General features: G+C 71.6%; 21 protein-coding genes and 4 pseudogenes. 12 read left to right on the top strand and 13 right to left on the bottom strand.

Features of this window, described 5'->3' with window-relative positions; genetic code table 11:
- Positions 1-119: 119 nt before the first annotated feature.
- From ACRDTB_RS29460 to ACRDTB_RS29425, 8 genes are all read left to right on the top strand, one after another.
- On the top strand, positions 120-626 hold the full coding sequence (locus ACRDTB_RS29460) for a hypothetical protein (RefSeq protein ID WP_431435433.1): 507 nt from the start codon (positions 120-122) through the stop codon (positions 624-626).
- Positions 627-691: 65 nt separating this feature from the next.
- Positions 692-1,444 (top strand): GntR family transcriptional regulator, encoded by a 753-nt coding sequence (locus tag ACRDTB_RS29455; RefSeq protein ID WP_431435432.1) that lies wholly within the window; start codon positions 692-694, stop codon positions 1,442-1,444.
- Between the two features lie 207 nt (positions 1,445-1,651).
- Complete coding sequence (locus ACRDTB_RS29450; RefSeq protein WP_431435431.1) at positions 1,652-2,032, top strand: hypothetical protein; 381 nt, start codon at positions 1,652-1,654, stop codon at positions 2,030-2,032.
- Positions 2,025-2,471 carry a hypothetical protein gene (locus ACRDTB_RS29445; RefSeq protein ID WP_431435430.1) on the top strand — a complete coding sequence of 149 codons (447 nt, stop codon included), beginning with the start codon at positions 2,025-2,027 and terminating at the stop codon, positions 2,469-2,471. The genes ACRDTB_RS29450 and ACRDTB_RS29445 overlap by 8 nt, the downstream gene beginning before the upstream one ends.
- A 20-nt stretch (positions 2,472-2,491) precedes the next feature.
- Positions 2,492-3,079, top strand: a complete 588-nt coding sequence (locus ACRDTB_RS29440; RefSeq protein WP_431435429.1) for a hypothetical protein — start codon at positions 2,492-2,494, stop codon at positions 3,077-3,079.
- 65 nt (positions 3,080-3,144) lie between these two features.
- Positions 3,145-3,531 (top strand): DUF4180 domain-containing protein, encoded by a 387-nt coding sequence (locus ACRDTB_RS29435; RefSeq protein ID WP_431435428.1) that lies wholly within the window; start codon positions 3,145-3,147, stop codon positions 3,529-3,531.
- A 20-nt stretch (positions 3,532-3,551) separates the two neighbouring features.
- Positions 3,552-3,872, top strand: coding sequence for a GNAT family N-acetyltransferase (locus tag ACRDTB_RS29430; protein ID WP_431435427.1), 321 nt, complete (start codon positions 3,552-3,554; stop codon positions 3,870-3,872).
- Positions 3,869-4,828, top strand: coding sequence for a pirin family protein (locus ACRDTB_RS29425; RefSeq protein WP_431435426.1), 960 nt, complete (start codon positions 3,869-3,871; stop codon positions 4,826-4,828). The genes ACRDTB_RS29430 and ACRDTB_RS29425 overlap by 4 nt, the downstream gene beginning before the upstream one ends.
- On the opposite strand, the gene ACRDTB_RS29420 is transcribed toward ACRDTB_RS29425, so the two are convergent.
- Positions 4,797-5,774, bottom strand: coding sequence for a D-2-hydroxyacid dehydrogenase family protein (locus tag ACRDTB_RS29420; RefSeq protein WP_431435425.1), 978 nt, complete (start codon positions 5,772-5,774; stop codon positions 4,797-4,799). The genes ACRDTB_RS29425 and ACRDTB_RS29420 overlap by 32 nt on opposite strands.
- 130 nt (positions 5,775-5,904) lie before the next feature.
- On the opposite strand from ACRDTB_RS29420, the pseudogene ACRDTB_RS29415 reads away from it, so the two are divergent.
- Positions 5,905-7,092: pseudogene (locus ACRDTB_RS29415) on the top strand (cytochrome P450).
- A 94-nt stretch (positions 7,093-7,186) separates the two neighbouring features.
- A complete protein-coding gene (locus ACRDTB_RS29410; protein WP_431435424.1) occupies positions 7,187-7,678 on the top strand; it encodes a general stress protein in 492 nt (163 codons plus the stop codon).
- A 292-nt stretch (positions 7,679-7,970) separates the two neighbouring features.
- Here ACRDTB_RS29410 and ACRDTB_RS29405 read toward each other — a convergent pair.
- From ACRDTB_RS29405 to ACRDTB_RS29360, 10 genes and pseudogenes are all read right to left on the bottom strand, one after another.
- Positions 7,971-8,321, bottom strand: a pseudogene (locus tag ACRDTB_RS29405) (transposase); the annotation flags it as partial.
- A gap of 275 nt (positions 8,322-8,596) precedes the next feature.
- A pseudogene (locus tag ACRDTB_RS29400) lies at positions 8,597-9,440 on the bottom strand (AAA family ATPase).
- A complete protein-coding gene (locus ACRDTB_RS29395; RefSeq protein WP_431435423.1) occupies positions 9,437-9,685 on the bottom strand; it encodes a hypothetical protein in 249 nt (82 codons plus the stop codon). Before ACRDTB_RS29395 ends, ACRDTB_RS29400 begins: the two are co-directional and overlap by 4 nt.
- A gap of 49 nt (positions 9,686-9,734) precedes the next feature.
- Entirely contained in the window at positions 9,735-10,142 is a 408-nt protein-coding gene (locus ACRDTB_RS29390; protein ID WP_431435422.1) for a VOC family protein, read from the bottom strand.
- 70 nt (positions 10,143-10,212) lie between these two features.
- Positions 10,213-13,008: a glycoside hydrolase family 2 TIM barrel-domain containing protein gene (locus ACRDTB_RS29385; RefSeq protein ID WP_431435421.1), complete on the bottom strand. Its 2,796-nt coding sequence runs from the start codon at positions 13,006-13,008 to the stop codon at positions 10,213-10,215.
- 316 nt (positions 13,009-13,324) lie between these two features.
- On the bottom strand, positions 13,325-14,653 hold the full coding sequence (ggh, locus tag ACRDTB_RS29380; protein ID WP_431435420.1) for a glucosylglycerate hydrolase: 1,329 nt from the start codon (positions 14,651-14,653) through the stop codon (positions 13,325-13,327).
- A complete protein-coding gene (locus ACRDTB_RS29375) occupies positions 14,650-15,744 on the bottom strand; it encodes an ABC transporter ATP-binding protein (protein ID WP_431435419.1) in 1,095 nt (364 codons plus the stop codon). Before ACRDTB_RS29375 ends, ggh begins: the two co-directional genes overlap by 4 nt.
- 12 nt (positions 15,745-15,756) lie before the next feature.
- Positions 15,757-16,632 carry a carbohydrate ABC transporter permease gene (locus ACRDTB_RS29370; protein ID WP_431435418.1) on the bottom strand — a complete coding sequence of 292 codons (876 nt, stop codon included), beginning with the start codon at positions 16,630-16,632 and terminating at the stop codon, positions 15,757-15,759.
- Entirely contained in the window at positions 16,629-17,528 is a 900-nt protein-coding gene (locus tag ACRDTB_RS29365; RefSeq protein WP_431435417.1) for a carbohydrate ABC transporter permease, read from the bottom strand. The genes ACRDTB_RS29370 and ACRDTB_RS29365 overlap by 4 nt, the downstream gene beginning before the upstream one ends.
- Positions 17,528-18,868: an ABC transporter substrate-binding protein gene (locus tag ACRDTB_RS29360; RefSeq protein ID WP_431435416.1), complete on the bottom strand. Its 1,341-nt coding sequence runs from the start codon at positions 18,866-18,868 to the stop codon at positions 17,528-17,530. Before ACRDTB_RS29360 ends, ACRDTB_RS29365 begins: the two co-directional genes overlap by 1 nt.
- Positions 18,869-18,937: 69 nt before the next feature.
- Between ACRDTB_RS29360 and ACRDTB_RS29355 the strand changes: the two genes are divergently transcribed.
- The gene (locus ACRDTB_RS29355; protein ID WP_431435415.1) at positions 18,938-20,125 is read left to right on the top strand and encodes an ROK family protein; all 1,188 of its coding nucleotides are present in this window, start codon (positions 18,938-18,940) and stop codon (positions 20,123-20,125) included.
- A gap of 89 nt (positions 20,126-20,214) precedes the next feature.
- Entirely contained in the window at positions 20,215-20,637 is a 423-nt protein-coding gene (locus ACRDTB_RS29350) for a hypothetical protein (RefSeq protein WP_431435414.1), read from the top strand.
- 59 nt (positions 20,638-20,696) lie between these two features.
- Here ACRDTB_RS29350 and ACRDTB_RS29345 read toward each other — a convergent pair whose 3' ends face one another.
- Both ACRDTB_RS29345 and ACRDTB_RS29340 read right to left on the bottom strand, forming a co-directional pair.
- Positions 20,697-21,281, bottom strand: a complete 585-nt coding sequence (locus tag ACRDTB_RS29345) for a dihydrofolate reductase family protein (RefSeq protein WP_431435413.1) — start codon at positions 21,279-21,281, stop codon at positions 20,697-20,699.
- Between the two features lie 57 nt (positions 21,282-21,338).
- A pseudogene (locus tag ACRDTB_RS29340) lies at positions 21,339-21,622 on the bottom strand (hypothetical protein); the annotation flags it as partial.

Below are 21,622 nucleotides of genomic sequence, written 5' to 3'. Positions count from 1 at the left end.
CGCTCGGCGTCCGCAAGGCGTCCTTCCACGCCCCAATTGGACCGCGACACGGTACCCGTGGTCCTCGCCTGGAACGGCCCGAGGTGGCACGGTGTGGGCCTACCAGCGAGGAGGAGTTCGTGAGCGAGCCGGATGTGCTGCATCGCAGCGAGCTCGCGGCACCCGACGGCCGGCGGCTCGAGGCGTCGGGCGTCTTCCACCTGTGCGGCGCGGTCTACACGGTCACGTTCGAGACCCCGGCGGGCCTCGCCACGTTCCTCGAGCTCTACCGCTCCGAGGCGGACGACACGAAGGTCGCCCGGCTGCACCTCACCCCGCAGGGCACCGGGCTGCCGGCGTCGAACCTGCGCTTCCAGCTCAGCCTCGCGCACGAGGTCGCGGCCGCGGTGCTGATCGCGATGGACGCCGACGGGCGCAGCCACTCGTGGCGGACCCGCGGCGAGGCGGGGCCGGCGAACGTCCTCCTGGCACACGACAGCTGGCATCCGGCGGAGACCGCGCTGCCACCCGAGTCGTTCATCACCGTGGCCGAGCTCCACACGGTCCTGACCGAGTGGGCGTTCGGCGAGACCCTGCCGCCGCCCGCGGTCCGCTGGCTGTCCGTTCGGGACGTGGGGTGGTTCTGAACCATCATTTCCGATAACTGGAGTACTGGCGGATCGCGACGATTCCCACGCTATTATCCTGACCCATGACGGCCACCGAATCCGGAGGAAACTCGATAGTCCGGCCGGTCGGCGCCGAGCCATCCGCCGGACATCTCGAGATACTGCGGGTGCTCGGCCGTTCGGAGACCGCGAACAGCGTCGTCGACCAGATCCTCGTGTCGGTCGGCACGGCCATTGTCGAGGCCCGGCTGCAGCCCGGCGACGATCTGAACTCCGTTGAGCTGGCCAGGATTTTCCGCAGCAGCCGCACGCCGGTCCGGGAGGCGCTGCTCACGCTGGAAAGGGAAGGTCTGGTCGAGATCGTCGCGCGCCGCCGACCGCGCGTGCGCCGGATGCTGCTCGACGAGGTTCGAGAAATTTATGAGCTTCGGGCGACACTGTATGCGTTGGTGAGCACACGCATTGTCGAAAATGCGACAGAATCCGACATGACGGTACTCCGGGACGGCCAGCGTCAGCTCGAAGACGCGGCCGAGGCCGGCGATGTAGATCGTTACTTCTGGGCTAATGTGAGATTCCGAAACAATGAAGCCGCGATCGCTCGCAACAGTACCGTGCGCCGCGTTCTCGACGGCGTCGGGGTGCGGACGCTGCAATTGCGCCACCTGAGCCTTTCCCTCCCGGGCCAGCTGCACGCATCGGTATCCGACCACAAACGCCTGCTCCGAGCCTACGAGGAGCGCGACGCCGACCTGGCCGCGGCCCTGGCGCAGACGATCGTTCGCCATGGACTGGACGCTATCGAGCACTCGGGGTGGACCGGCCGCCCCGAGTGAGCGACCACTGTCCACAGTGGACCTATGCGAGCCTCCGTCCCATCCTGGGTGAGCGCTAGAGGCTGTCACAGTGGATCATCGTGCCAGGTCTCGCGCCCACCAACGTAACCTCGGGGGTACCGTGACGCCACCCAGCCACAAGTACGTGAACAACCGCACCTTTCGCTGGGAGGCAACCAACACTTCAAATTCCGGGGAGGCGGACTAGTGATCGATGCCCTGTCTACGACCCTTACCTTCGTCGCGCTCGGCGCGGCCGCGTGGGCAGCCGTGCTGATGATCGTCAACCGTCCGGTGCTGCCCCGCCGCTGGTTCGGCCTCGGCCTGCTCGGGGTGCTCGCCCTGCTCGAGCTCGGCCTGCTGGCGCAGGCGGTCGCCGGCTTCGTCGCGATGTTCACCACCGACCGCGAGCTGGACGAGCTCGCCTTCGCCGGCTACCTCCTCGGTCCCCTGGTGATCGTCCCGCTGGCCGCGTTCTGGTCGCTCGCCGAACGGTCGCGCTGGGGGCCGGGCGTGCTGCTGGTCGGCTGCCTCGCGATCCCCGTGATGATCTTGCGTCTGGGTCAGGTCTGGGACGCGCATGTCTGACCGCAGGTCCGACGCCGAGGCGACCCGCGCCCGCACCCGGTCCGGCCCGGGCCGGCTGCTGATCGCGGTCTACGCGCTGTTCGCCCTGGCCGCCACCGCGCGCTCGGCCGTGCAGATCGCCACGCGGTTCGACGAGGCGCCGCTCGCCTACCTGCTCTCCGCGTTCGCCGCGGTCGTCTACGTCCTCGCCACCGTGTGCCTGGCCCGGGGAAGCCGCACGTCACGCCGCGTCGCCACAGTGTCCATTGTGGTCGAACTGGTCGGCGTGCTGACCGTCGGCACGATCAGCCTCCTTGAGCCGCAAGCGTTTCCGGACGCCACGGTATGGTCGGACTACGGCCGCGGCTACGGGTTCGTGCCGGCCGTGCTGCCGGTGCTCGGGCTGTGGTGGCTTCGGCGCACGGCCGGCACGCGGATCAACGGCGCACAACGATCATGAGATCGGTGTAGGAATAGCGCATGAGACACGTCGAGGTGTGGCGCGGCGCGCACGGCGATCCCGTGCCGCCGTTCGGACCGCTGCCCGGCATTCGCATCGGGGACACGCTGGCCTACGAGTTCCGGCTGCCCGACCGGTTCATCCCCTGGCCCGGGCGAACACTGCTCGAGCGGGTGTTCGTGCTGCTGGACCTCGGGGTGAGCATGGCCCGCCCCTGCTGGCGGCGGATGCGCACCCCCGACGGCGAGCGCGACGGCATCGACGCCGGCCTCGACGAGCCCGCCACCTGGTACGTGGACCTGATCCACGTGACGCACGAGCAGGACCGGATCGTCCTCCGGGACCTCTACATCGACGTCATGGTCCCCACCGACGGCCGCCACCAGCGCCTGCTCGACCTCGGCGAGTTCGCCGACGCGATGGAGCAGGGGCTGCTGGACACCGCCACCGCCATCGACGCCCTGCGCCGCTGGCAACGCTTCCTGGACCGCCACCTCCACCACAACCGCGACCCGTCCGGCCATTGGGCCGACTTCCCACCGCAACGTGTCCGCGCGCTGTCCTCGTTGCCCGGCCCGCTGGGCCCGGTCGTCACGGTGCCGGGATAGCCACCGTCCACACAGGACGCGATTAGTCGGTGGCGCCGCGGGACCCCGGCGGTCACACTGCGGCCATGCACAGCATCTCCGAGATACACGGTGTCCGGGTGCTCACCGCCGAGCCCGAGACGCCCACGCTGGGTAGCGAGGACGACGCGGTCGAGCTGATCGGACAGGCGTACGGCGAGTACGCCTCGGTCGTGGCCGTGCCGGTCGCGCGGGTCGACGAGCGGTTCTTCATGCTCAGTACGCGGGTCGCCGGCGAGGTCGTGCGGAAGTTCCAGAGCTACCGCGTGGTGCTGGCCGTCCTGGGCGACCTCGGGGCGTACCTGACCAGCGACTCGTTCCAGGCCTTCGTGCACGAGACCAACAAGGGCACCGACGTCTGGTTCCTCGACGGCCGCGCCGCGCTCCACGAGCGGTTGCGCGCGGCGGCGGAAACTCTGGGACGATCACAGTAGAGCCCACGGGAAGAGGTGCCATGGCCGGCGACACCACAGACGTACGGGTCGAGCTCAACAGCGAGAGGTACCGGTACGAGCTCCTCGTCGGTGACGAGCTCGCCGGGTTCGCCCAGTATCACGACAGCGGCAACCGGGTCGTGTTCACCCACAGTGAGGTCGACGACGCCTACGCCGGTCAGGGCCTGGGCAAGGTGCTGGCCGGCGGCGCGCTCGACGACGCGGTGGCGCGGGACAAGGTGATCGTGCCGCTGTGCCCGTTCATCGCCGCGTACCTGAAGAAGAACATCGACAGGTACCGCGGGCACATCGAGGCACCGCCGGAGGGTTCCGGGTCGTGAGTAACCTCGACACGCACCCGGAGGAGACGGTCTGCCGCACGGCCGCCGACGACCACGTCGCGGTGCTGTTCGCGCCGCGGGACGTGCCGCTCGGCGGGCTGCGCGGCATCCATGTCGACCGCCTGCTGCCCCAGCGCGGCCTGCCGACCGTCGGCGCCTGGTGCTTCCTCGACGTCTTCGGCCCCGACACCACGCGGATGACCGTGCTGCCGCACCCGCACACTGGACTGCAGACCGTGACCTGGCCGCTCGCCGGCGAGATCCACCACCGGGACAGTGTGGGCAGCGACGTGCTGGTCCGGCCGGGGCAGCTGAACCTGATGACCGGCGGCCACGGCGTCGCGCACTCCGAGATCTCGGTCGACAGCGGCGAGCTGCTCCACGGGCTGCAGCTGTGGGTGGCGCTGCCGGCGGAGCGGGCGGGCATGGCGCCCGCGTTCGAGCAGCACGTCGACCTGCCCACGTACGCGGGCGGCGGCCTCACGGCCACCGTCTTCGCGGGCACGCTCGGCGGCGAGACGTCGCCGGCCACCGTGCACACGCCGCTGGTCGGCGCCGACCTGCGGGTGGCCGAGGGCGCCGCGACGACGTTGCCGCTGCGGACGGACTTCGAGCACGCGGTCCTGCCGATCGACGGCCCGCTGCTGGTCTCGGGCACCGAGGCCCCCGCCGGCCGGCTGCTCTACCTCGGCACCGGGCGCCCGGAGGTCACCCTGTCCGCGAGCCGGCCGGTGCGGGCGGTGCTGCTCGGTGGCGAGCCGTTCCCCGACGAGCTCGTGATGTGGTGGAACTTCGTCGGCCGCGGCCACGACGAGATCGCCGCGGCACGCGCCGACTGGGAGGGGGCGGACCGGACCCGCTTCGGCGTCGTGCAGGGCCACGGCGGCGACCGCATCCCGGCCCCGGAGCTGCCGAACGTCCGCCTCACCCCGCGCCGGCACGGCCACCGGGGCTGATCACGCGGATCGGGTCGCCGGCGTGGAACGCGGCGACGTCCTCGACGATGTCGCGGTAGAAGACGTCGAACGTCCGCTCGCTCACGTAGCCCAGGTGCGGCGTCAGGACCGTGTTCGGCAGCGTGAGCAGCGGGTGGCCGGGCGGCAGCGGTTCGAGGTCGTAGACGTCCAGGCCCACACCGGCGAAGCGCCGCGCGGACACGGCCTCGATCAGCGCGGCCTGGTCGACGATCGGGCCACGGGACGTGTTCACCAGGTACGCGGACGGTTTCAGCAGCGCCAGCTCCGGCGCGCCGAGCAGCCCGTGCGTGCGGTCACTGAGTCTCAGGTGGACGGTCAGCACGTCCGATGTGGACAGCAGCTCCGGCAACGTGACGAGCTCCGCGCCGTGCTCGGCGGCCCGCTCGGCCGTGAGGTTCTGGCTCCACGCCACCACCCGCATGCCGAACGCCCGGCCGATCCCCGCCACCCGCGAGCCGAGCCGGCCCAGCCCGAGCACGCCGAGCGTGGCCCCGTCCAGGTCACCGCCCGGCGTGGACCCGGCCTGCCACTCACCGGACCGCAGCGTCGCGTCGGCGGACGGGATGCCGCGCACCACCGCGAGGATCAGCGCCCAGGTCAGCTCGACGGTCGACGAGCCGGACGCGCCGGTGCCGCACACGGTGACGCCCCGCTCCCGCGCCGCGGCGAGGTCGATCGACGCGTTCGCCATGCCCGTGGTGACGATGAGCCGCAGGCGTGGCAGGCGCGCCAGCAGCTCGCCGGGCAGCGGCGTCCGCTCCCGCATGGCGACCACGACCTCGAACGGCTCCAGCCGCTCGGCGAGCTCGTCGAAGGACGCGATGTGCTCGTGGAAGGGGACCACCTTGACCGCCGGGGGCAGCGTCGACCAGTACGGATAGGACAGTGCCACGCGCTGGTAGTCATCGAGGACGGCAACGTTCACGCGACAGACCCTACGTCCACGGCTCGCTCCACTCCTCCTGCCATCGCGGTCGGTGAGCGCATTGACGCGTTGAGTGACGCTGCCTAGCGTGAATCGGGCCACCACACGGGGGAGCACACTGGGGAGTCACATGAACACCGACCAGGCGCCGGGCGCCTATCCGTTCAACGAGGCCTGCGGGCTCGGCCTGCACGACGCCTACCGGGCCGCGTAGCGGGCGCCCGGGATGCTCCGGGTGCGGCTGCCGCACGGCGAGCCGGCCTGGCTCGCCACCCGCTACGCGGACGCGCGCCTCGTGCTGGGCGACAAGCGGTTCAGCCGGGCGGCGGCGCGCGACCACGACGAGCCGCGGATGAGCGCGGGCCGGCTCGACTCCGGCATTCTCTCGATGAACCCGCCCGAGCACACCCGGCTGCACAGGCTGGTCGCCGGCGTTCACCGTGCGCCGGGTCGAACAGGTGCGGCCTCGCGCGCGCCGGATCGCCGACGAGTTGGTCGACGCCATGGTCGCCGCCGGGCCGCCGGCCGACCTCGTCGAGGCGTTCGCGCTGCCGCTGCCGGTCGCGGTCATCTGCGAGCTGCTGGGCGTGCCGGTCGAGGACCGCGGCCGGTTCCGGGCGTGGAGCGACGACGCGCTGTCCACCAGCCGGCTCACCGCCGAGGAGTTCCTGGCGAGCCGGGAGCAGATGCGGGCCTACCTGGCCGGGCTGATCGCCCTGCGCCGCGCCGCACCGGCCGACGACCTGATGACCGCGCTGGTCGAGGCGCGTGACTCGCACGACCGGCTGAGCGAGCAGGAGCTCGTCGACCTCTGCATGGGCATCCTGGTCGCCGGGCACGAGACGACCGCGAGCCAGATCCCGAACTTCGGGTACACGCTGCTCGACCACGCTGCCCAGCTGGCCCGGCTCCGGGACGACCCCTCGCTGCTCGCGGGCGCGGTCGAGGAGCTGATGCGGTTCGTGCCGCTCGCCGCCGGGGCCGGCTTCCCCCGCTACGCCACCGAGGACGTCGAGGTCGGTGGCACGCTGGTGCGCGCGGCCGAGCCGGTGATCGTGGCCGTCGGCGCCGCCAACCGGGACGCGCTGCGCTTCGACGACGCCGACGAGCTGCGCGTCGACCGGCCCGCCGGCACCCGCACGTCGGCTTCGGGCACGGCGCGCACCACTGCCTCGGCGCGGCGCTGGCGCGGATGGAGCTGCAGGAGGCGCTGCGGGTGCTGCTCGCGCGGCTTCCCGGGCTGCGTCTGGCGGGCGACATCACCTGGAAGTCGGAGATGCTGGTCCGCGGTGCGGCCACGATGCCCGTCGCATGGTGAGCTGAGAAGTGCCTGTGAACACTGCCGATTCGGGCACATCGCGGTATTCCGCCGCGTTGATCCGGGTAGCACCACTTACCTGGAGGTGACAGAGATGACGGCAGCGTTCGCGACGAACCCGTCGACCATCAACCTGCCGACCCTGCCCGAAGGATGGCCCATCGGCTCCTACGACACGTACCAGCAGGCCCAGCGGGCCGTCGACCACCTGGCGGACAACGACTTCCCCGTACAGGACGTGACGATCGTCGGCATCGAGCCGATGGTCGTCGAACGGGTCGCGGCCCGGCTCACGTGGGGCCGCGTGCTCGGCACGGGCGCCGCGTCCGGCGCGTGGCTCGGCCTGTTCGTCGGCCTGCTGCTGAGCCTGTTCACGTCCGGCGCGGGCCTGTTCCCGATCCTGATCGGCCTGGTCTCCGGTGTGCTGTTCGGCGTGGCGGCGGCCGCCGTGCGCTACGGCGCGACCCGCGGCCAGCGCGACTTCGTCTCGCACAGCCAGCTCGTCGCCCGCCGCTACGACGTGCTGAGCAAGCCACGCAACGCCGAGCGCGGCCGCGACATGTTGGCCACGCTGGCCATGCGCTAGCTTTCGGTCGGCGAGTCAAGGTTGATCTTGGGCGTGGCCCCCGAGTGGGTGGGCGGCAAGCTGGGTTGGGCCGTCGAGTGGTATAGCTGATGTGGCCGTCACCGCCCGCTCGGGTGCCTGCCTTTGACGGTAGCGCTGTTCGTTGAAGGGCTGCTGGGTGCGCAGCATTCGGTAGGTGAGGCGGCAGGTGTGGCGGGTGAGGGCGACACGGGCCTGGATCGCGCTTATGTCGCGGGTGCGCGGCTCGTGGTCGTGGTCGATGAACGGGTCGCGGCGCTGCGAGAGGGCTCCAGGCGATGCCTTTGAGTGCGTCTCGGTGTTCGGCCAGTTCGGTGCGTGAGATCCGGCTGGTCCGGTTGATCGTTGCCGACTGGTACGTCGCCGGCGTCAACCCTGTCGCCGAGTAGAGGTGCTCTGCGGTGGGGAACCGCTCGATCGGCAGCGAGAACGCAGCGAAGCTGGCGGCGCGGATCACGCCGACGCCGGGCAGTGTGGTGAGCACGTGGCCGGGGGTTGCCGCCAGCAGCGTTTCGAGGTCGGCTTGGACGGTGTCGATGTCGGTGCGGATGGCTTGCCACCGTGCGACGCTGCGGTGCAGACGCGCTGCCCGCACCACGGCGTCGGGCGGCGGCGGCAAGCACATCTTCCACCGCTGGGCCCGGTAGCGAGCGTTGCTGGCGATCAACCGTCCTGGCGCGCGGGCCTTCAGCGAGCGGGCGGTGGGTGCTCGGGCGGCGAACGCGACCGCGCACGCGAGCACCGCGTGTCCGGACGTGTCTTCCAGCTCCAGCACGCGACCGTGCCCAGCCGGAGCAGACAGCCCCGGACACAACGCGTTGAGCTGATCATGCAGGCGTTGCTGCGCGACCGTGCGCTCAGCGACACGCCCGCCCGAAGTCGACCAGCACGCGGACGAGGTCAGCCATCCGGGACAATCTCCTCCAGCGACTCGCGCGCGAGCGTGAGGTCGTCCCGCTCCTTCACCACCGCGCCCAGGGTGTCCTCGGCGACGGCGCGCGACAGCGTCGTCTCGCCGAGGAAGTCCAGCGTGCGGGCCCAGTCGATGGTCTCCGCCACCCCCGGCGGCTTGGCGAGGTCGAGCTCGCGCAGCCGGGTCACCGCGTCGACCACCTTACGCGCCAACGCTTCCGGCACCGACGGCTCGCGCAGCAGCACGATCTCGACCTCCGGTAGTCGATCCAGTGGTACATGCACCGCCGCTTCAACGCGTCGTGCAGCTCGCGGGTGCGGTTCGAGGTGAGCACCACGAGTGGCGGCGACGCGGCGGCGACCGTGCCGATCTCCGGGATGCTGATCTGGAAGTCCGAGAGCACTTCGAGCAGGAACGCCTCGAACTCGTCGTCGGCGCGGTCGACCTCGTCGATCAGCAGCCGGCCCGGTCACCCGCACGCACGGCCCGCAGCAGCGGCCGCTCGAGCAGGAACTCCGGCCCGAACAGCTCCCGCACGTCCGCCGAGCCGGGCTCGGACAGTGCGCGGATGTGCAGCAGCTGGCGCGCGTAGTCCCACTCGTAGAGCGCCTGCCCGGTGTCGATGCCCTCGTAGCACTGCAGCCGGATCAGGTCGCGGCCGAGCACCCCGGCGAGCACCTTCGCGATCTCGGTCTTGCCGACGCCGACCTCGCCCTCCAGCAGCAGCGGCCGGCGCAGCGACAGCGCCACGTACACGGCGGTGGCGAGCCCCCGGTCGGCCAGGTACGCGCCGCGGCGCAGGGTGTCGGTCAGCTCCGCGACAGAGTTCACGGGCGGCGGTCGGCACGCTCGGACAGCAGGTCACGCACGCTCTGCCCGTCCGCCCGCAGCTTGCCCTCGCGCTCGAGCCTCGCCCGCCAGGCGGCCCGCAGGTCCTCGTCCACCGGCTCGGTCTCCCCGCCGAACCCGACATGCCGCATCGCGTTGCACGCCTTGCCCTGACCGTGCCCGAGCGAGGCGTCGAGGTCGGTGGCTGACTGCTCGCGCGCGTGCCAGGAAGGACGCCTTCCGGACACTGGACGTCCGGAAGGCGTCCTTCCTGGCTAGCTCTGGGCTAGCTCTGGGCTAGCTCTGGGGCTGGGTGATGTTGACCATCCACGGCACGCCGAACTGGTCGACGCACATGCCGAACTCGTCGCCCCACATCTGCTTCTCCAGGGGCATCGTGACGTTTCCGCCCGCGGACAGCTTGTCCCAGTAGCCGTGCAGCTCCGCGGAGTCCTCGCCGCTCAGGCAGATCGACATCGTGTCGCCCGGGTTGTACTCCATCTCCGGCGGAAGGTCCGAGCCCATGAGGTTGAACCCGTTGGGGGCCTCGAGCTGGGAGTGCATGATCTTGTCGGCGTCCTCCTGCTGGCCGAACTCGCCGAAGGTGTTCAGCGTCAGCTCGCCGCCGAAGACGTCCTTGTAGTACTCCATCGCCTGCCGGGCGTTGCCGGCGAAGCTGAGGTACGGGTTGAGTCGAGACGCCATGACAAGCTCCTTGGATCGTGACTGAGAGCAACATCCTCGCAGACCTCGCGGACCCCGACAACGGGAAGCCTCAGCCGAGCTTGACCGGTTCGAACAATACGGTGAAAGCGGTCTTTTCCAAGAACAGCTCGTATTCCGGCAACGTCCCCGGGCCGCAGGACGCCGTGCCGATCCCGTGCTGTCCGACGTCGATCGACAGCTCCAGGTGCTCCTCCGCGACCAGCTCATTACGATGCGTAGCCGCCGCCAGCGCGCTGTCCGGCCACCGGCGGACGGTCAGCCCGAACGGCGTCGTGCCCGTGATCCGCACCCCGTCGCCGGCCGCGTCGGTCAGCGTCACCCAGCGGACGTCCGCGCGCCGGCCGTTCTCCTGCGGACGGACGTAGGGCGTCTGCAGCTCGTCGACCGTCGCGTGGAACCGGCCGAACCGGGCGGCCAGCCCGGTGTCCGGATAGGACTCACCGGGTCCACGGCCGAACCAGCGCACGTGGTCCAGCGTGGCGGGCAGCGTGAACGCCACGGCCAGCGTCGCGATCGGCTCCGGCCACTCGGCCTCGGGTGTCACGTCGACGGTCAGCGCCACCGCGCCGGCCCGCGGCGTCCACCGGTAGCCGACCCGCACGCCCCGGTCGGTCGCCGCCGCGGCCGCCCGCGTGTGCACGACGACCTCGTCCCCGGCCTCGACGGCGTCGAACCGCTCGGTCAGCCGGTGCAGGCCCATCGCCAGCCACGTCTCGTACAGGCGCCCGATGCGGTCGTTGTCGGTCGGGGCACGCCACAGCCGCAGGCGCGGCCCACCCGCCGGCCGGCCGGCCAGCTCGACCAGCCGCCCGGTGCGGTCCAGCGCCACCGAGCCCACGACATATCCGCCCTCCATCCGAAGTGGACTCACCGTCGACGGCTCGACAGCGGGCGGCGAGCGCTCGTGCAGGCGGTGCTGTGCCCAGGCCATCTCGTGACCGGCCGGCGCCCACGCCGTGTCCGCCGCGAGCACGGCCCGCACCGTCAGCCACACCTCGCCGTCCCGGCGGAACCCCGGCAGCGGCACCGTCCCGCCCGCCGCCGGCACGTCGAGCACGCCCGTGCCGCCGGGCTCGACCGTCCACTCGAAACGCAGGCCGGACAGGTCACCGCGCACGGGCGTGATCGTCACCGAGTCCGGGCCGAAGGTGAACCGGACCGGCTCGTAGGCCTTCTTCACGTCCAGCAGGCCCGGCGACGGCGTGCGGTCGGGGAACAGCAGGCCGTCGATCACGAAGTTGCCGTCGTGCAGCGGCTCGTCGAAGTCGCCACCGTAGGCGTACTCCAGCTCCGGGTGCCGCAGCCCGTGGTCGATCCACTCCCACACGAACCCGCCGGCACAGCGCGGGTACCGGTCGAACAGCGCCACATACTCGGCGAGCCCGCCCGGCCCGTTGCCCATCGCGTGCGCGTACTCGCACAGCAGGAACGGGATCTCGGTGTGCTCGCTGATCGCGGCGGTCTCCCGGTGCGAGGCGTACATCTCGCTGCGAACGTCCACATAGGCACAGTCGTGGTCGCCCTCGTAGTGGACCGGCCGGGACGGGTCGCGCTCGCGGACCCAGGACGCCATCGCCGCCAGGTTCGCGCCGGTGTGGCTCTCGTTGCCCAGCGACCACAGCACGATGCTCGGGTGGTTCTTGTCCCGCTCCACCATCCGCCGCATCCGGTCCAGATAGGACCCACACCACGACGGCGCGTCGGACGGATTGTTCCGCCAGCCGGCGAACAGGAACCCGTGAGTCTCCAGGTCGCACTCGTCGACCACCCAGAGGCCGAGCTCGTCGCACAGGTCGAGGAACCTTGGATGCGGCGGATAGTGGCTGGTGCGCACGGCGTTGACGTTGTGCTGCTTCATCAGCAGCACGTCCGCGCGCATCGTCTCGTACGGCAGCGCGCGGCCGAAGTCCGGATGGAACTCGTGCCGGTTCACCCCGCGCAGCGCGAGCGGTGTGCCGTTGGCCAGCAGCACACCGTCCACGATGGACACGGTCCGGAAGCCGACCCGCAGCGAGACGGTCTCGACGGCCGTCGACGCGGTTACGTCGTAGAGCCGCGGCGACTCGGCCGACCACGGCTCGACGGCGGCGGTCACGGACGAACCCGTTGCCAGGCCGTCGATCCCGAGCTCTGGGACCGAGACGAGCGCGGGCGCCGAGGAGTCGACCCGCAGGCTGCCCCGGCCGGTCGTGTGGTCGTAGGAGGCGTGCACGAACACGTCGTCGAGCGGCTCGGCGGGGCGGCGCAGCAGCGTCACGTCGCGGAAGATCCCCGGCAGCCACCACATGTCCTGGTCCTCGAGGTAGCTGCCCGCGGACCACTGGTGCACCCGCACCGCGAGCACGTTGCGTCCCGCGCGCAGCAGGTGCCCGACGTCGAACTCGGCCGGTAGCCGGCTACCGGTGAAGAAGCCGAGCTCGGTGCCGTTGAGCCACACCCGCGCGCACGACTCGACGCCCTCGAACCGCAGCACGGTTCCGATAGCGCCGTCCGCGCCCACCCAGTCCCCCGGCAGGTCGAACTCGCGCCGGTGGTCGCCGGTCGGGTTCTCCTCCGGCGGGCGCGGCGGGTCGACCGGGAACGGGTAGGCGACGTTGGTGTACGCGGGCGCGCCGTGCCCGTAGAGCGGCCAGTGCGACGGCACCGGGAGCACGACCCAGCCCGAGTCGTCGAAGTCGGGCGCCGCGAAGTCGTCGGGGACGTCCGCGCGTGGCGAGAGGTGGAACCGCCAGGTGCCGGCGAGGTCGATGCGCGCGGCGTCGGAGTCCAGCGCGGCCCGGGGCGCGCAGCACCCGGCACTGGGCGCGTAGTCCGCGAGGTAGGTCACGCCCGGATCGTGGGTCACGACCCGGCAGCATAGTTCTCGACACAGCCGAGCAGCCGTGTCAACATCCCGCGAGTCCAACATTCCCGACCCGCGAGTCCAACCGTCCAGACCCGCGAGTCCAACCGTCCAGACCCGCGAGTCCAACCGTCCAGACCCGCGAGTCCAACGTTCCCGACCCGCGAGTCCAACCGTCCAGACCCGCGAGTCCAACGTGCGCGGGAGGTTCCGAGTGTTGAACTCACGTGACCCGAATGTTGGACACGCGGTACCGGAGTGTTGGACACGCGGTACCGGAGTGTTGGACACGCGGTACCGGAGTGTTGGACACGCGGGGTTAGGTGGTGTGGAGCCAGTCGAGGACTACGGTGGCGGTCCACGATTGCTGCTTGCTGCCGAGGGGCTCGCCGGTGAGCGGGTGGTAGTACTCCGCGAACGTGCCGTCCTCCACGAGACGCAGGCATTCCGCGCGCAGCCGGGTCGCGTGCTCGGCCCAGCCGTGGCGCTCGAACGCCCAGCCGAGCAGCCACGCGATCACCGGCCACACCGGACCCCGCCAGTACTCGCGGGGCCGAAAGCCCGGGTCACTCGGCGACACCGACGGCGGGATGGCGGCGAACAGGTCGGGGTGCCCGGCCCAGTCCGGCCCGAACATCGTCGCGAGCATGCGGTCCTCGTCGGCCGCGGCCAGCCCGCCGCACAGCAGCGGCGCGAAGCCGGCGATCGTGCGCGTCGTCAGCCACTCGCCGGTGCGCAGGTCCCGGTCCCGCGCCAGGCCGGCGCCGGGGTCGTACGCGGCGGCCACCGCGGCACGCGAGCGGCGGGCCCACCCGCGCAGCTGCCCGACCTGCCACCCCGGCTGACCGCTCTCCTCCCCCAGCTCCGCCAGGACCTCGCTGGCGAGCGCGAACAACGCGGTCACGAACACGTCGCCCACGAGGAAGCTCGACGTCCGCACGACCTGGTCGGCGTCGTAGCGAACCCTGCGCATCTCCTCGATCAGCCAGAGGTACCGGTCGTACTCGCGGTCGCTCGGCCGCTCGGCGTCGCCGCGGTTGACCAGCCCGCGGTCCAGCCGGACGTACGGCGGCAGGTCCAGGCCCGGTGTCACCGCCGCGTACGGCACGTCCCAGCGCGGCGAGTTGTCCATTCCGGACTCCCAGCCGTGCACGATGGCCAGCATGCCGGTGCCCCGCGGGTCACGGTGCGCCACCAGCCACTCGTGCCAGCGGTACAGCCGCGGCCAGCCCTCGCGCACCAGTCGGGCCACGGACTCGCGGCTGCGGCCGATGTCCACGATCCGGCGCAGTGCGAGCGCGTGCACCGGCGGCTGGCAGATGCCCGACGTACGCGGCGAGTCCGGCGCGTCCGGGTTCAGCTCCGCGGCGCCCCAGCGCTGCGGGCCGGGGAAGTAGCCGCCGCCCTCGGAGAACACGATGTGCGGCAGCATCCCGTTGCGCCACTGGGCGGCGAGCAGCGTCTCCAGCTCGCGCACCGCACGGTCGACGTTGAGGTGCGCGAGTCCCATCGAGATGAACGCCGTGTCCCAGCTCCACATGTGTGGGTACAGCCGGGGCGCGGCGGTGATCATCGTGCCGTTGTCGTTGCCGCCCAGCGTCCATGCCGCACTGGCGGCCAGCTGCACCGACCCCAGGCGGGGTCTCACGAAACCTCCAGCAGGAGCTTCGTCTCCGGGTCGTACCACCGGCACTGCTCGCCGGGCAGCGCCACGCGCAGCTCGTCGCCGGGCTCGGCCCGGAAGCTCGCCGGGGTCTGGATCTTCACCCGGTGACCGGCGAGGTCCGTGGTCAGCAGCACCGAGGAGCCGAGCGGCTCGTACACGTCGACCGTGCAGCGCAGCGACCCGTCCGCCGGCTCGTCCGACCCGACCACGCGCAGCGCCTCGGCCCGCACGCCGAGGTCCAGGCCGCGGCCGCGGTAGTCGGCGAGCGCACGGGGCACGGGGACGTGCTGGTCCGCGAGCTCGAGCACGAGCCCGTGGCCGTTCTCGTTGACCGTGCCGGACAGGAAGTTCATCGGCGGGCTGCCAAGGAAGCCGCCCACGAACTCGTCGGCCGGGTCGTCGTACACCTTCGTGGGCACGTCCACCTGGGACACCCGGCCCTCCCGCATGACCGCGACCCGGTCACCCAGCGACAACGCCTCGACCTGGTCGTGGGTGACGTAGATCGTGGTGAGACCCAGCTCGTTCACGAGCTTCTTCAGGTCGGCCCGGAACGACAGCCGCAGCAGGGCGTCCAGGTTGGACAGCGGCTCGTCCATCAGCAGCACGTCGGAGGAGACGACGATCGCCCGCGCGACCGCGACCCGCTGCCGCTGGCCGCCCGACAGCTTGGCGGGGTAACGGTCGAGGTAGTCGCCGAGCTGCAGCATCTCCGCCGCCCAGGCCACCTTCCGGCCGACCTCGTCGGCCGGCACGCCGCGCACCGTGAGCCCGAAGCCGATGTTGTCACGCACCTTCTTGTGCGGGAACACCGCGTAGGACTGGAACACCATGGACAGGTTGCGGTGCCGGGGCTCCAGGTAGGTCACGTCCCGCCCGCCGATCACGACCTGCCCGGAGTCCGGCAGCTCCAGACCGGCCACCGCGCGCAGCAGCGTGGTCTTGCCGCACCCGGACGGGCCCAGCAGCACCATGAACTCGCCGTCGGCCACCGAGAGCGACACGTTGTCGGTCGCCCGGGTGGTCCCGCCGGGGTAGGTCTTGACCAGCTCGCGCAGCTCGACATCAGCCACGACGGACTCCCTTCATCCGACCCTGCCCCACATGTTGAGCAGGAAACGGCGCATCAGCAGGATGAACAGCAGCGCCGGGACGACCAGCGCGAACCCACCGGCGAACCGGTAGGACTGCGGCGAGTCGGCGAGCGCGGCGAGGACCTGTGCGGGCAGCGTGCGGTGGCCGATCGTGAGCACCGCCGCGCCCAGGACCTCGTTCCACGACAGGACGAACGTGAACACCGCGGACGCGGCCAGGCCCGGGACCGCGAGCGGCAGCACCACGCGGCGCACGGTCTGCGCGCGGGTACAGCCGAACACCTTCGCGGCCTCCTCGAGGTCGACCGGCACGGCGACGAAGATGCTCGCGGTGATCAGCACGGTGGTCGGCATCGCGAGCGCGGTGTGCACCAGGGTCACCGCGGCGACCGTGTCGTACGTGCCGGTGCGCAGGAAGATCGTCGCGAGCGGCACTGACAGCACCACGATCGGCAGCGCGCGAACCATCAGCAGGAACAGCTGGTACGGGTCGCGACCGCGGAACGCGTGCCGGGCGATCGCGTACCCGGCGGGCGCGCCGATCAGCAGCGACAGCACCACCGTGTAGATCCCGGTGAGCAGCGAGTTGCCGAATGCCGGCAGCACGCCGGTGCTGGACAGGAAGCCGGACAGCGTGTCCAGCGTGAAGTCGGACGGGACCAGCGACTTCGGGAACTCCGCGATCTCGTCCGGAGTGGACAGTGCGGCGAACGCGATCAGCACGATCGGGCCGACCATGAACAGCGACACCAGCACGCAGGCCAGCTGCGCGAACGCGCGGCGGGTCCGCCTGCGCCGCAACGGGGTCCGGTCGACCGGCGGCAGCGTCGTGGGTTCGGCCTGCGCCGGCGCCACCTGCGTCGTCATCGGGCACCTCCCCGCTCCGGAGTGTGGTCCTGACCGCGCAGCGTGCGCAGGTACACGATGGACACCACGAGCGAGATGCCCAGCACGACCAGCGCGAGCGCGCTCGCCACCGCCGCGTTCTGCAGGTTGACGTACCACTGGTAGGTCTCGCCGACGAGCAGCGGGAAGTTCCGCCCGGTCAGCGCCTGCGCGACGGCGAACACCTGGATCGCCAGGATCGTCCGCAACACCAGCGCCACCTGCAGGCTCGGCCGGATCGACGGCAGCGTCACGTGCCAGAGCCGCTGCCACGCGGACGCGCCGAACACCTGCGCGGCCTCGTCGTAGTCGCGCGGCACCATCTGCAGGCCGGCCACGAGGATCACGAACACCAGCGAGGTGGCCCGCCACACCTCGGCGATCACGACCGCGAACAGCATGCCGGTGGCGTTGTCGTAGTCCAGCCAGCCGATCCCGTCACCGAGCCCCAGCCAGCTGATGAACGAGTTGAGGTAGCCGCGCGGGCTGAAGATCGCGAGCCACACCAGGCCGGCCGCGAGCTCGGAGAGCGCGAGCGGGATCGCCCACAGGTAGAAGTGGGTGCCGGCGAACCGGGGCCGCGACTGCAGCAGCAACGCCATGCCCACGGCCAGCACCAGCTGCACGGGCACCACGATCACCGTGAGCAGCAGCGTGTTGCGCAGCGCGCGGGAGAAGTACGGGTCGGCGAACATCCGCGCCCAGTTGTCGAGCGTGAACGCGCCCTCGGAGCGGAACGCGGCCAGGATGCCCTGGACGAGGGGCCAGCCGAACAGCAGCAGCATGAACACCAGCGACGGCACGATCAGCAGCCACGGCGTCGTGACTCGGGGGCGGGGGGCCGCCACGGTGGTCGCGGTGGTGGTCGCGGTCGTCATCACGCCACCTCGCAGGTTTTGCCGTCGGACGGCGGGTCGGGCGCCCAGCACGGCGCCTTGATGTCGGCCAGCAGTTCGTTGAGGATCTGAGCCTGGGCGTCCAATGTGGACCGGACGTCGGCCTCGTCGAGCACGATGGACTGGAAGCAGTCCTTGAACACCTTGGTCACCTCGCCCTCCCGTTCGCCGAGACCGACCGGCGGCAGGGCCAGCAGCGCGTCCGGCGCGGTCCGCTGCCGGTTCACCGCGTCGGCCTCGAGCGTGATCGCGGGGGGCAGGTCACCGGTCAGCTCGGCGCGTACGGTCGGGAAGAACGCGTTGGCGCGCAACAGGTCCAGCTGGGTTTCCGGCCGGGACAGCGCGGAGATGACCTCGTGCGCGGTGTCCGAGTCGGGTGCGTCGCGGGGGATGGCGAGCCCGGCCAGCACGACCATGTAGCCGAGGCCCTTCGGTCCGCGCGGGGACGGCACCATGATCCAGTTGTCCGGGTCGCGGCGGGGTGCGTCGATGAGCCGGGCCACGTGGTCCCAGCCGATCATGGCTTCGCCCGACGCGAGCGGCTCCTGCATGAAGTCGTAGGTGGTCGACGCGGGCACGCAGACCTGCCACAGCTCGCGGAAGTACTCCCACGCGTCGGCGGCGTCGCCGGAGCGGAACGTGGTGATCTGCCCGCCGGTGAACGAGGGCAGCAGGAAGCCCTGCGTGAACCGGTGCAGCAACCCCTTCGGCCCGGCGGGCAGCGCGAGCACCGGCTTGCCGCCGTTGGCCTCGCGCGCGGCGGCGGCCCAGTCGAGGAACTGGTCGTAGGTCAGGTCGCGCACGTCCGCGCCGGAGGGCAGGTGCTCGAGCATCTCCTTGCGCGCGGCCACCACGTAGCTCGCCTGCGCCCAGGGCACATACCAGGTCCGGTCGGTGCCGACCCTGGCCAGGTCGAGGAACTCCGCGGGCCAGCCCAGGTCGCCGAGACCCTCGAGCAGGTCGGTGAGGTCGGTCAGGTACCCGTCGGCGAGCGGGGCGAGATCCCCGTGCAGCCCGCCGAGCAGGCTCGACCGCACGCTGCCCGCGTCCACCTGAGTCCGGGTCTGCGTGATGAACGGGCCCGGTTCGGAGGTCACGTAGCTGACCTCCGACTCGACCGCGTCGCGCAGGATCGCGCGGAACCGCTCGCCCTCCTCGACGGGGGTGAACTGGGTGGAGAAGAAGGTCATCCCCGACCCGCCGGTGGTCGCGAACCCGGTGAGGGCGCCGCAGCCGCTGAGCGCGGACGCCGCGGCACCGCCGGCCGAGACCGCCAGGAGTCCACGTAGGACGGACCGCCGCGACACACCTACCGGTGCCACATTGCACCTCCGACTACTTATGTCTAATACTTAGACAGAAGTTACGGAGTATCAATGTAGAGGGGTGCCGTGGCAGACGTCAACCGTGGAACCGGGCCGGGCGGCGCCGCGTCGCCGGGCAATGTTTTCGCCGTGTTACGCGACGAGGGCCCGCTGACGCGCCAGGAGCTCCAGCAACGGCTGGGCCTGTCCCGGGCCACGCTCGTCGAACGGCTGGACACGCTGACGCGCCTTCGAGTGATCGACACGGTCGGCCACCGCGCGTCCAGCGGCGGGCGACGGGCCGCGTTGCTGGGTGCCGACCAGGCCAGCCGGGTGGCGGTCGTGGCCCACATCGGCGCGAGCCACGCGAGCGTCGGCGTCGCGGACCTGCTGGGCACGGTGCTGACCGTGCACCGGGAGCGGCTGCCGGCCGGGCACGAGCCCGGGCACGTCCTGCCGTGGCTGTTGGACACCGCGCGTGGGCAGCTCGCCGAGCTGGATCGGTTCGCCGACCTCGCCGCGGTCGGTTTCGCGATCCCGGGCCAGATCGACCAGGAGACCGGGGTGTCGATCATGCCGCCGACCATGGCGGCGTGGCGGGACCAGCCGCTGCGGGAGGCGTTCCGCGACGGGCTCGGCGTCGACGTCCACCTGGAGAACGACGCGAACGCGCTGGCCTACGGCGAGTACCTCGCCGCCGGCAGTCCACAGTCGACAGTGCTCGGGGTGTGGATCGGGTCGGGCATCGGGGCGGGCGTGGTGATCGGTGGGCTGCCGCACCGGGGCGCCACCGGGTGCGCGGGCGAGATCGGGCATATCCGGATCGAGGACCGCGACGAGCGGTGCGGCTGCGGGCGGCGGGGCTGTGTCGCGGCGCTGGCGAGTGGGGCGGCGCTGGTCCGGCGGTTGCGGACCGACGGGGTGCGCGCGCTGCCCGACGTGGTACGGCGGGTCGAGGCCGGGGACGAGCGGGCGGTGGCGCTGGCGGGCGACTCGGGCCGGCTGCTCGGCACTGTGCTCGCCACGGTCGTGACGATCCTGAACCCGCACCGGGTCCGGGTGGGCGGGGAGATCGGTTCGCTGGCGCCGTTCCGGGCGGGGCTGATGGAGACGCTCGGCCAGCAGGCGCACGAGGTGGCCGCGCGCGGGCTGGACGTGGGCCCGGCGGTGCTCGGGGATCTCGCGCCGCTCGTCGGCATGGCCGGGCTGGCCGCGCGGGCCGTCTTCGCACCGGCCGCCATCGACGAGGCGGCCGCGAACCTCCGCCCGTCCTGAGGTTTGTTGGCTTTTTCTTGACCGGATGTCGTTTTCGGCGGGGCTGCTTCGACGTGTCCATGAAGCACCACCGCAGGGAGGACCGTCCGATGGCCGCAACGCTGACACTGGTCGAGAACCGGCCCGAGCAGAGCTTCGTGCGCACGAGCCCGGCCGACGCACTGGCCACTGCGCTCGCCGCGGAGGACGACGCCGAGGACACCGGCTGGCTGGACCCGCTCGACCGGTTGACCTGCCGGGTGCACCGCCGCTGGATCCACGAGTGCAGCCACAGCGACCTGCACGTCATCCCGGTCACCGGGCACCGGTGGTGCCGCCCGTGCCGCCGCGCACTGGAGATCGCGGTCGACGAGGTGACCCGCACGGTCGGCCTGCACTGCCCCCGCTGCGACCGCGGCGCCACCACCCGAGCCGACCACCAGCTGGTCGCCGCGTGCGAGGCGAGCCTGACCGCCGCCCGCAGCACCCGAACCAGCACCCGAACCACCGCCCCGGCCGTGATCGCGGCCTGAGGTGCCAGGAAGGACGCCTTCCAGACGCTGCGTGTCTGGAAGGCGTCCTTCCTGGCACGTTATCCGTGCACCACGCGGTAGCGGAGGTGCGTCGCGTGCGGGGTGGTGATCACGCGGAGCGTCTCCAGCTCGATCGCCTTGCCGCCGATGTCGTCGAACAGCCGCACGCCGCTCCCCAGCAGGACCGGGACCAGGTGGACCTGAACCTCCTCCACGAGGCCCGCCGCGAGCGCCTGCTGGACGGTGGTCGCGCCGTGCAGCCCCACCACCTGCTCGCCCGCGACCGCCTTGGCCCGCTCGATCGCCGCCGGCACACCGTCGTGGACGAACGTGAACACGTCCGACGCGTGCGCGGGCGGCGGTCGGTGGGTCACCACGAAGCACGGCACGTCGCCGGCCGGTCCGCCCTCGCCCCAGCCGCCCTCGCCCTCGCAGAAGTCGTAGGACCGGCGGCCCATCACGATCGCGCCCACGCCCGCCACCATCTCGCCGAGCACCGCCACGTCGTCCGGCGTGTGGTGCCTGGGATCCAGCCACCGGTGCAGCCGCTCGCCGCCCTCGCCGAGTGGGTGCTCCCGGCTGTCGTTGGGACCGGTGACGTATCCGTCGAGCGACATCGAGATCGCCGACATGACCTGCGCCATGATCTTCTCCTCCTGGTTCACGGACTCTGCCGGTGTAACGCCGGCTCGAGCCCGAACTCATCGGTCGAGCGCGAAGGAGTCCTCGCCGGCGGCCGTGACCTCGGCGGACGAGTCGACGGAGTCGGTGGAGTCGACCTCGCCGGTCACCCCGCGCCGCCGCAGCGCCACCGCGGCGAGCACGGCGAGCGCCGCGAACAGGGCCGCACCGATCCCGGCGACGGTGTTGAGGCCGAGCGTGAACGCGGCCCGGGCGGAGTCGAGCAACGGGCCGGCGACCCGGTCGGGCAGCGCACCGGCGGCCACGACCGCGCCGTTCAGGCTCTCGGCGGCGGCCCCGGGCC

Source organism: Actinophytocola sp., from assembly GCF_050699935.1.
GTDB lineage: Bacteria > Actinomycetota > Actinomycetes > Mycobacteriales > Pseudonocardiaceae > Actinophytocola.
This window is presented reverse-complemented; position numbering and strand designations above follow the sequence as displayed.

Excerpts from the sequence above, each read along its gene's own strand:
- ACRDTB_RS29350 (WP_431435414.1), top strand. The coding sequence starts at position 20,215 with ATGGCCGCAACGCTGACACTGGTCGAGAACCGGCCCGAGCAGAGCTTC.
- ACRDTB_RS29390 (WP_431435422.1), bottom strand. The coding sequence starts at position 10,142 with ATGGCGTCTCGACTCAACCCGTACCTCAGCTTCGCCGGCAACGCCCGG.
- ACRDTB_RS29370 (WP_431435418.1), bottom strand. The coding sequence starts at position 16,632 with ATGACGACGCAGGTGGCGCCGGCGCAGGCCGAACCCACGACGCTGCCG.
- ACRDTB_RS29430 (WP_431435427.1), top strand. The coding sequence starts at position 3,552 with ATGGCCGGCGACACCACAGACGTACGGGTCGAGCTCAACAGCGAGAGG.
- ACRDTB_RS29435 (WP_431435428.1), top strand. The coding sequence starts at position 3,145 with ATGCACAGCATCTCCGAGATACACGGTGTCCGGGTGCTCACCGCCGAG.
- ACRDTB_RS29445 (WP_431435430.1), top strand. The coding sequence starts at position 2,025 with ATGTCTGACCGCAGGTCCGACGCCGAGGCGACCCGCGCCCGCACCCGG.
- ACRDTB_RS29410 (WP_431435424.1), top strand. The coding sequence starts at position 7,187 with ATGACGGCAGCGTTCGCGACGAACCCGTCGACCATCAACCTGCCGACC.
- ACRDTB_RS29345 (WP_431435413.1), bottom strand. The coding sequence starts at position 21,281 with ATGGCGCAGGTCATGTCGGCGATCTCGATGTCGCTCGACGGATACGTC.
- ACRDTB_RS29440 (WP_431435429.1), top strand. The coding sequence starts at position 2,492 with ATGAGACACGTCGAGGTGTGGCGCGGCGCGCACGGCGATCCCGTGCCG.
- ACRDTB_RS29365 (WP_431435417.1), bottom strand. The coding sequence starts at position 17,528 with ATGACGACCGCGACCACCACCGCGACCACCGTGGCGGCCCCCCGCCCC.
- ACRDTB_RS29455 (WP_431435432.1), top strand. The coding sequence starts at position 692 with ATGACGGCCACCGAATCCGGAGGAAACTCGATAGTCCGGCCGGTCGGC.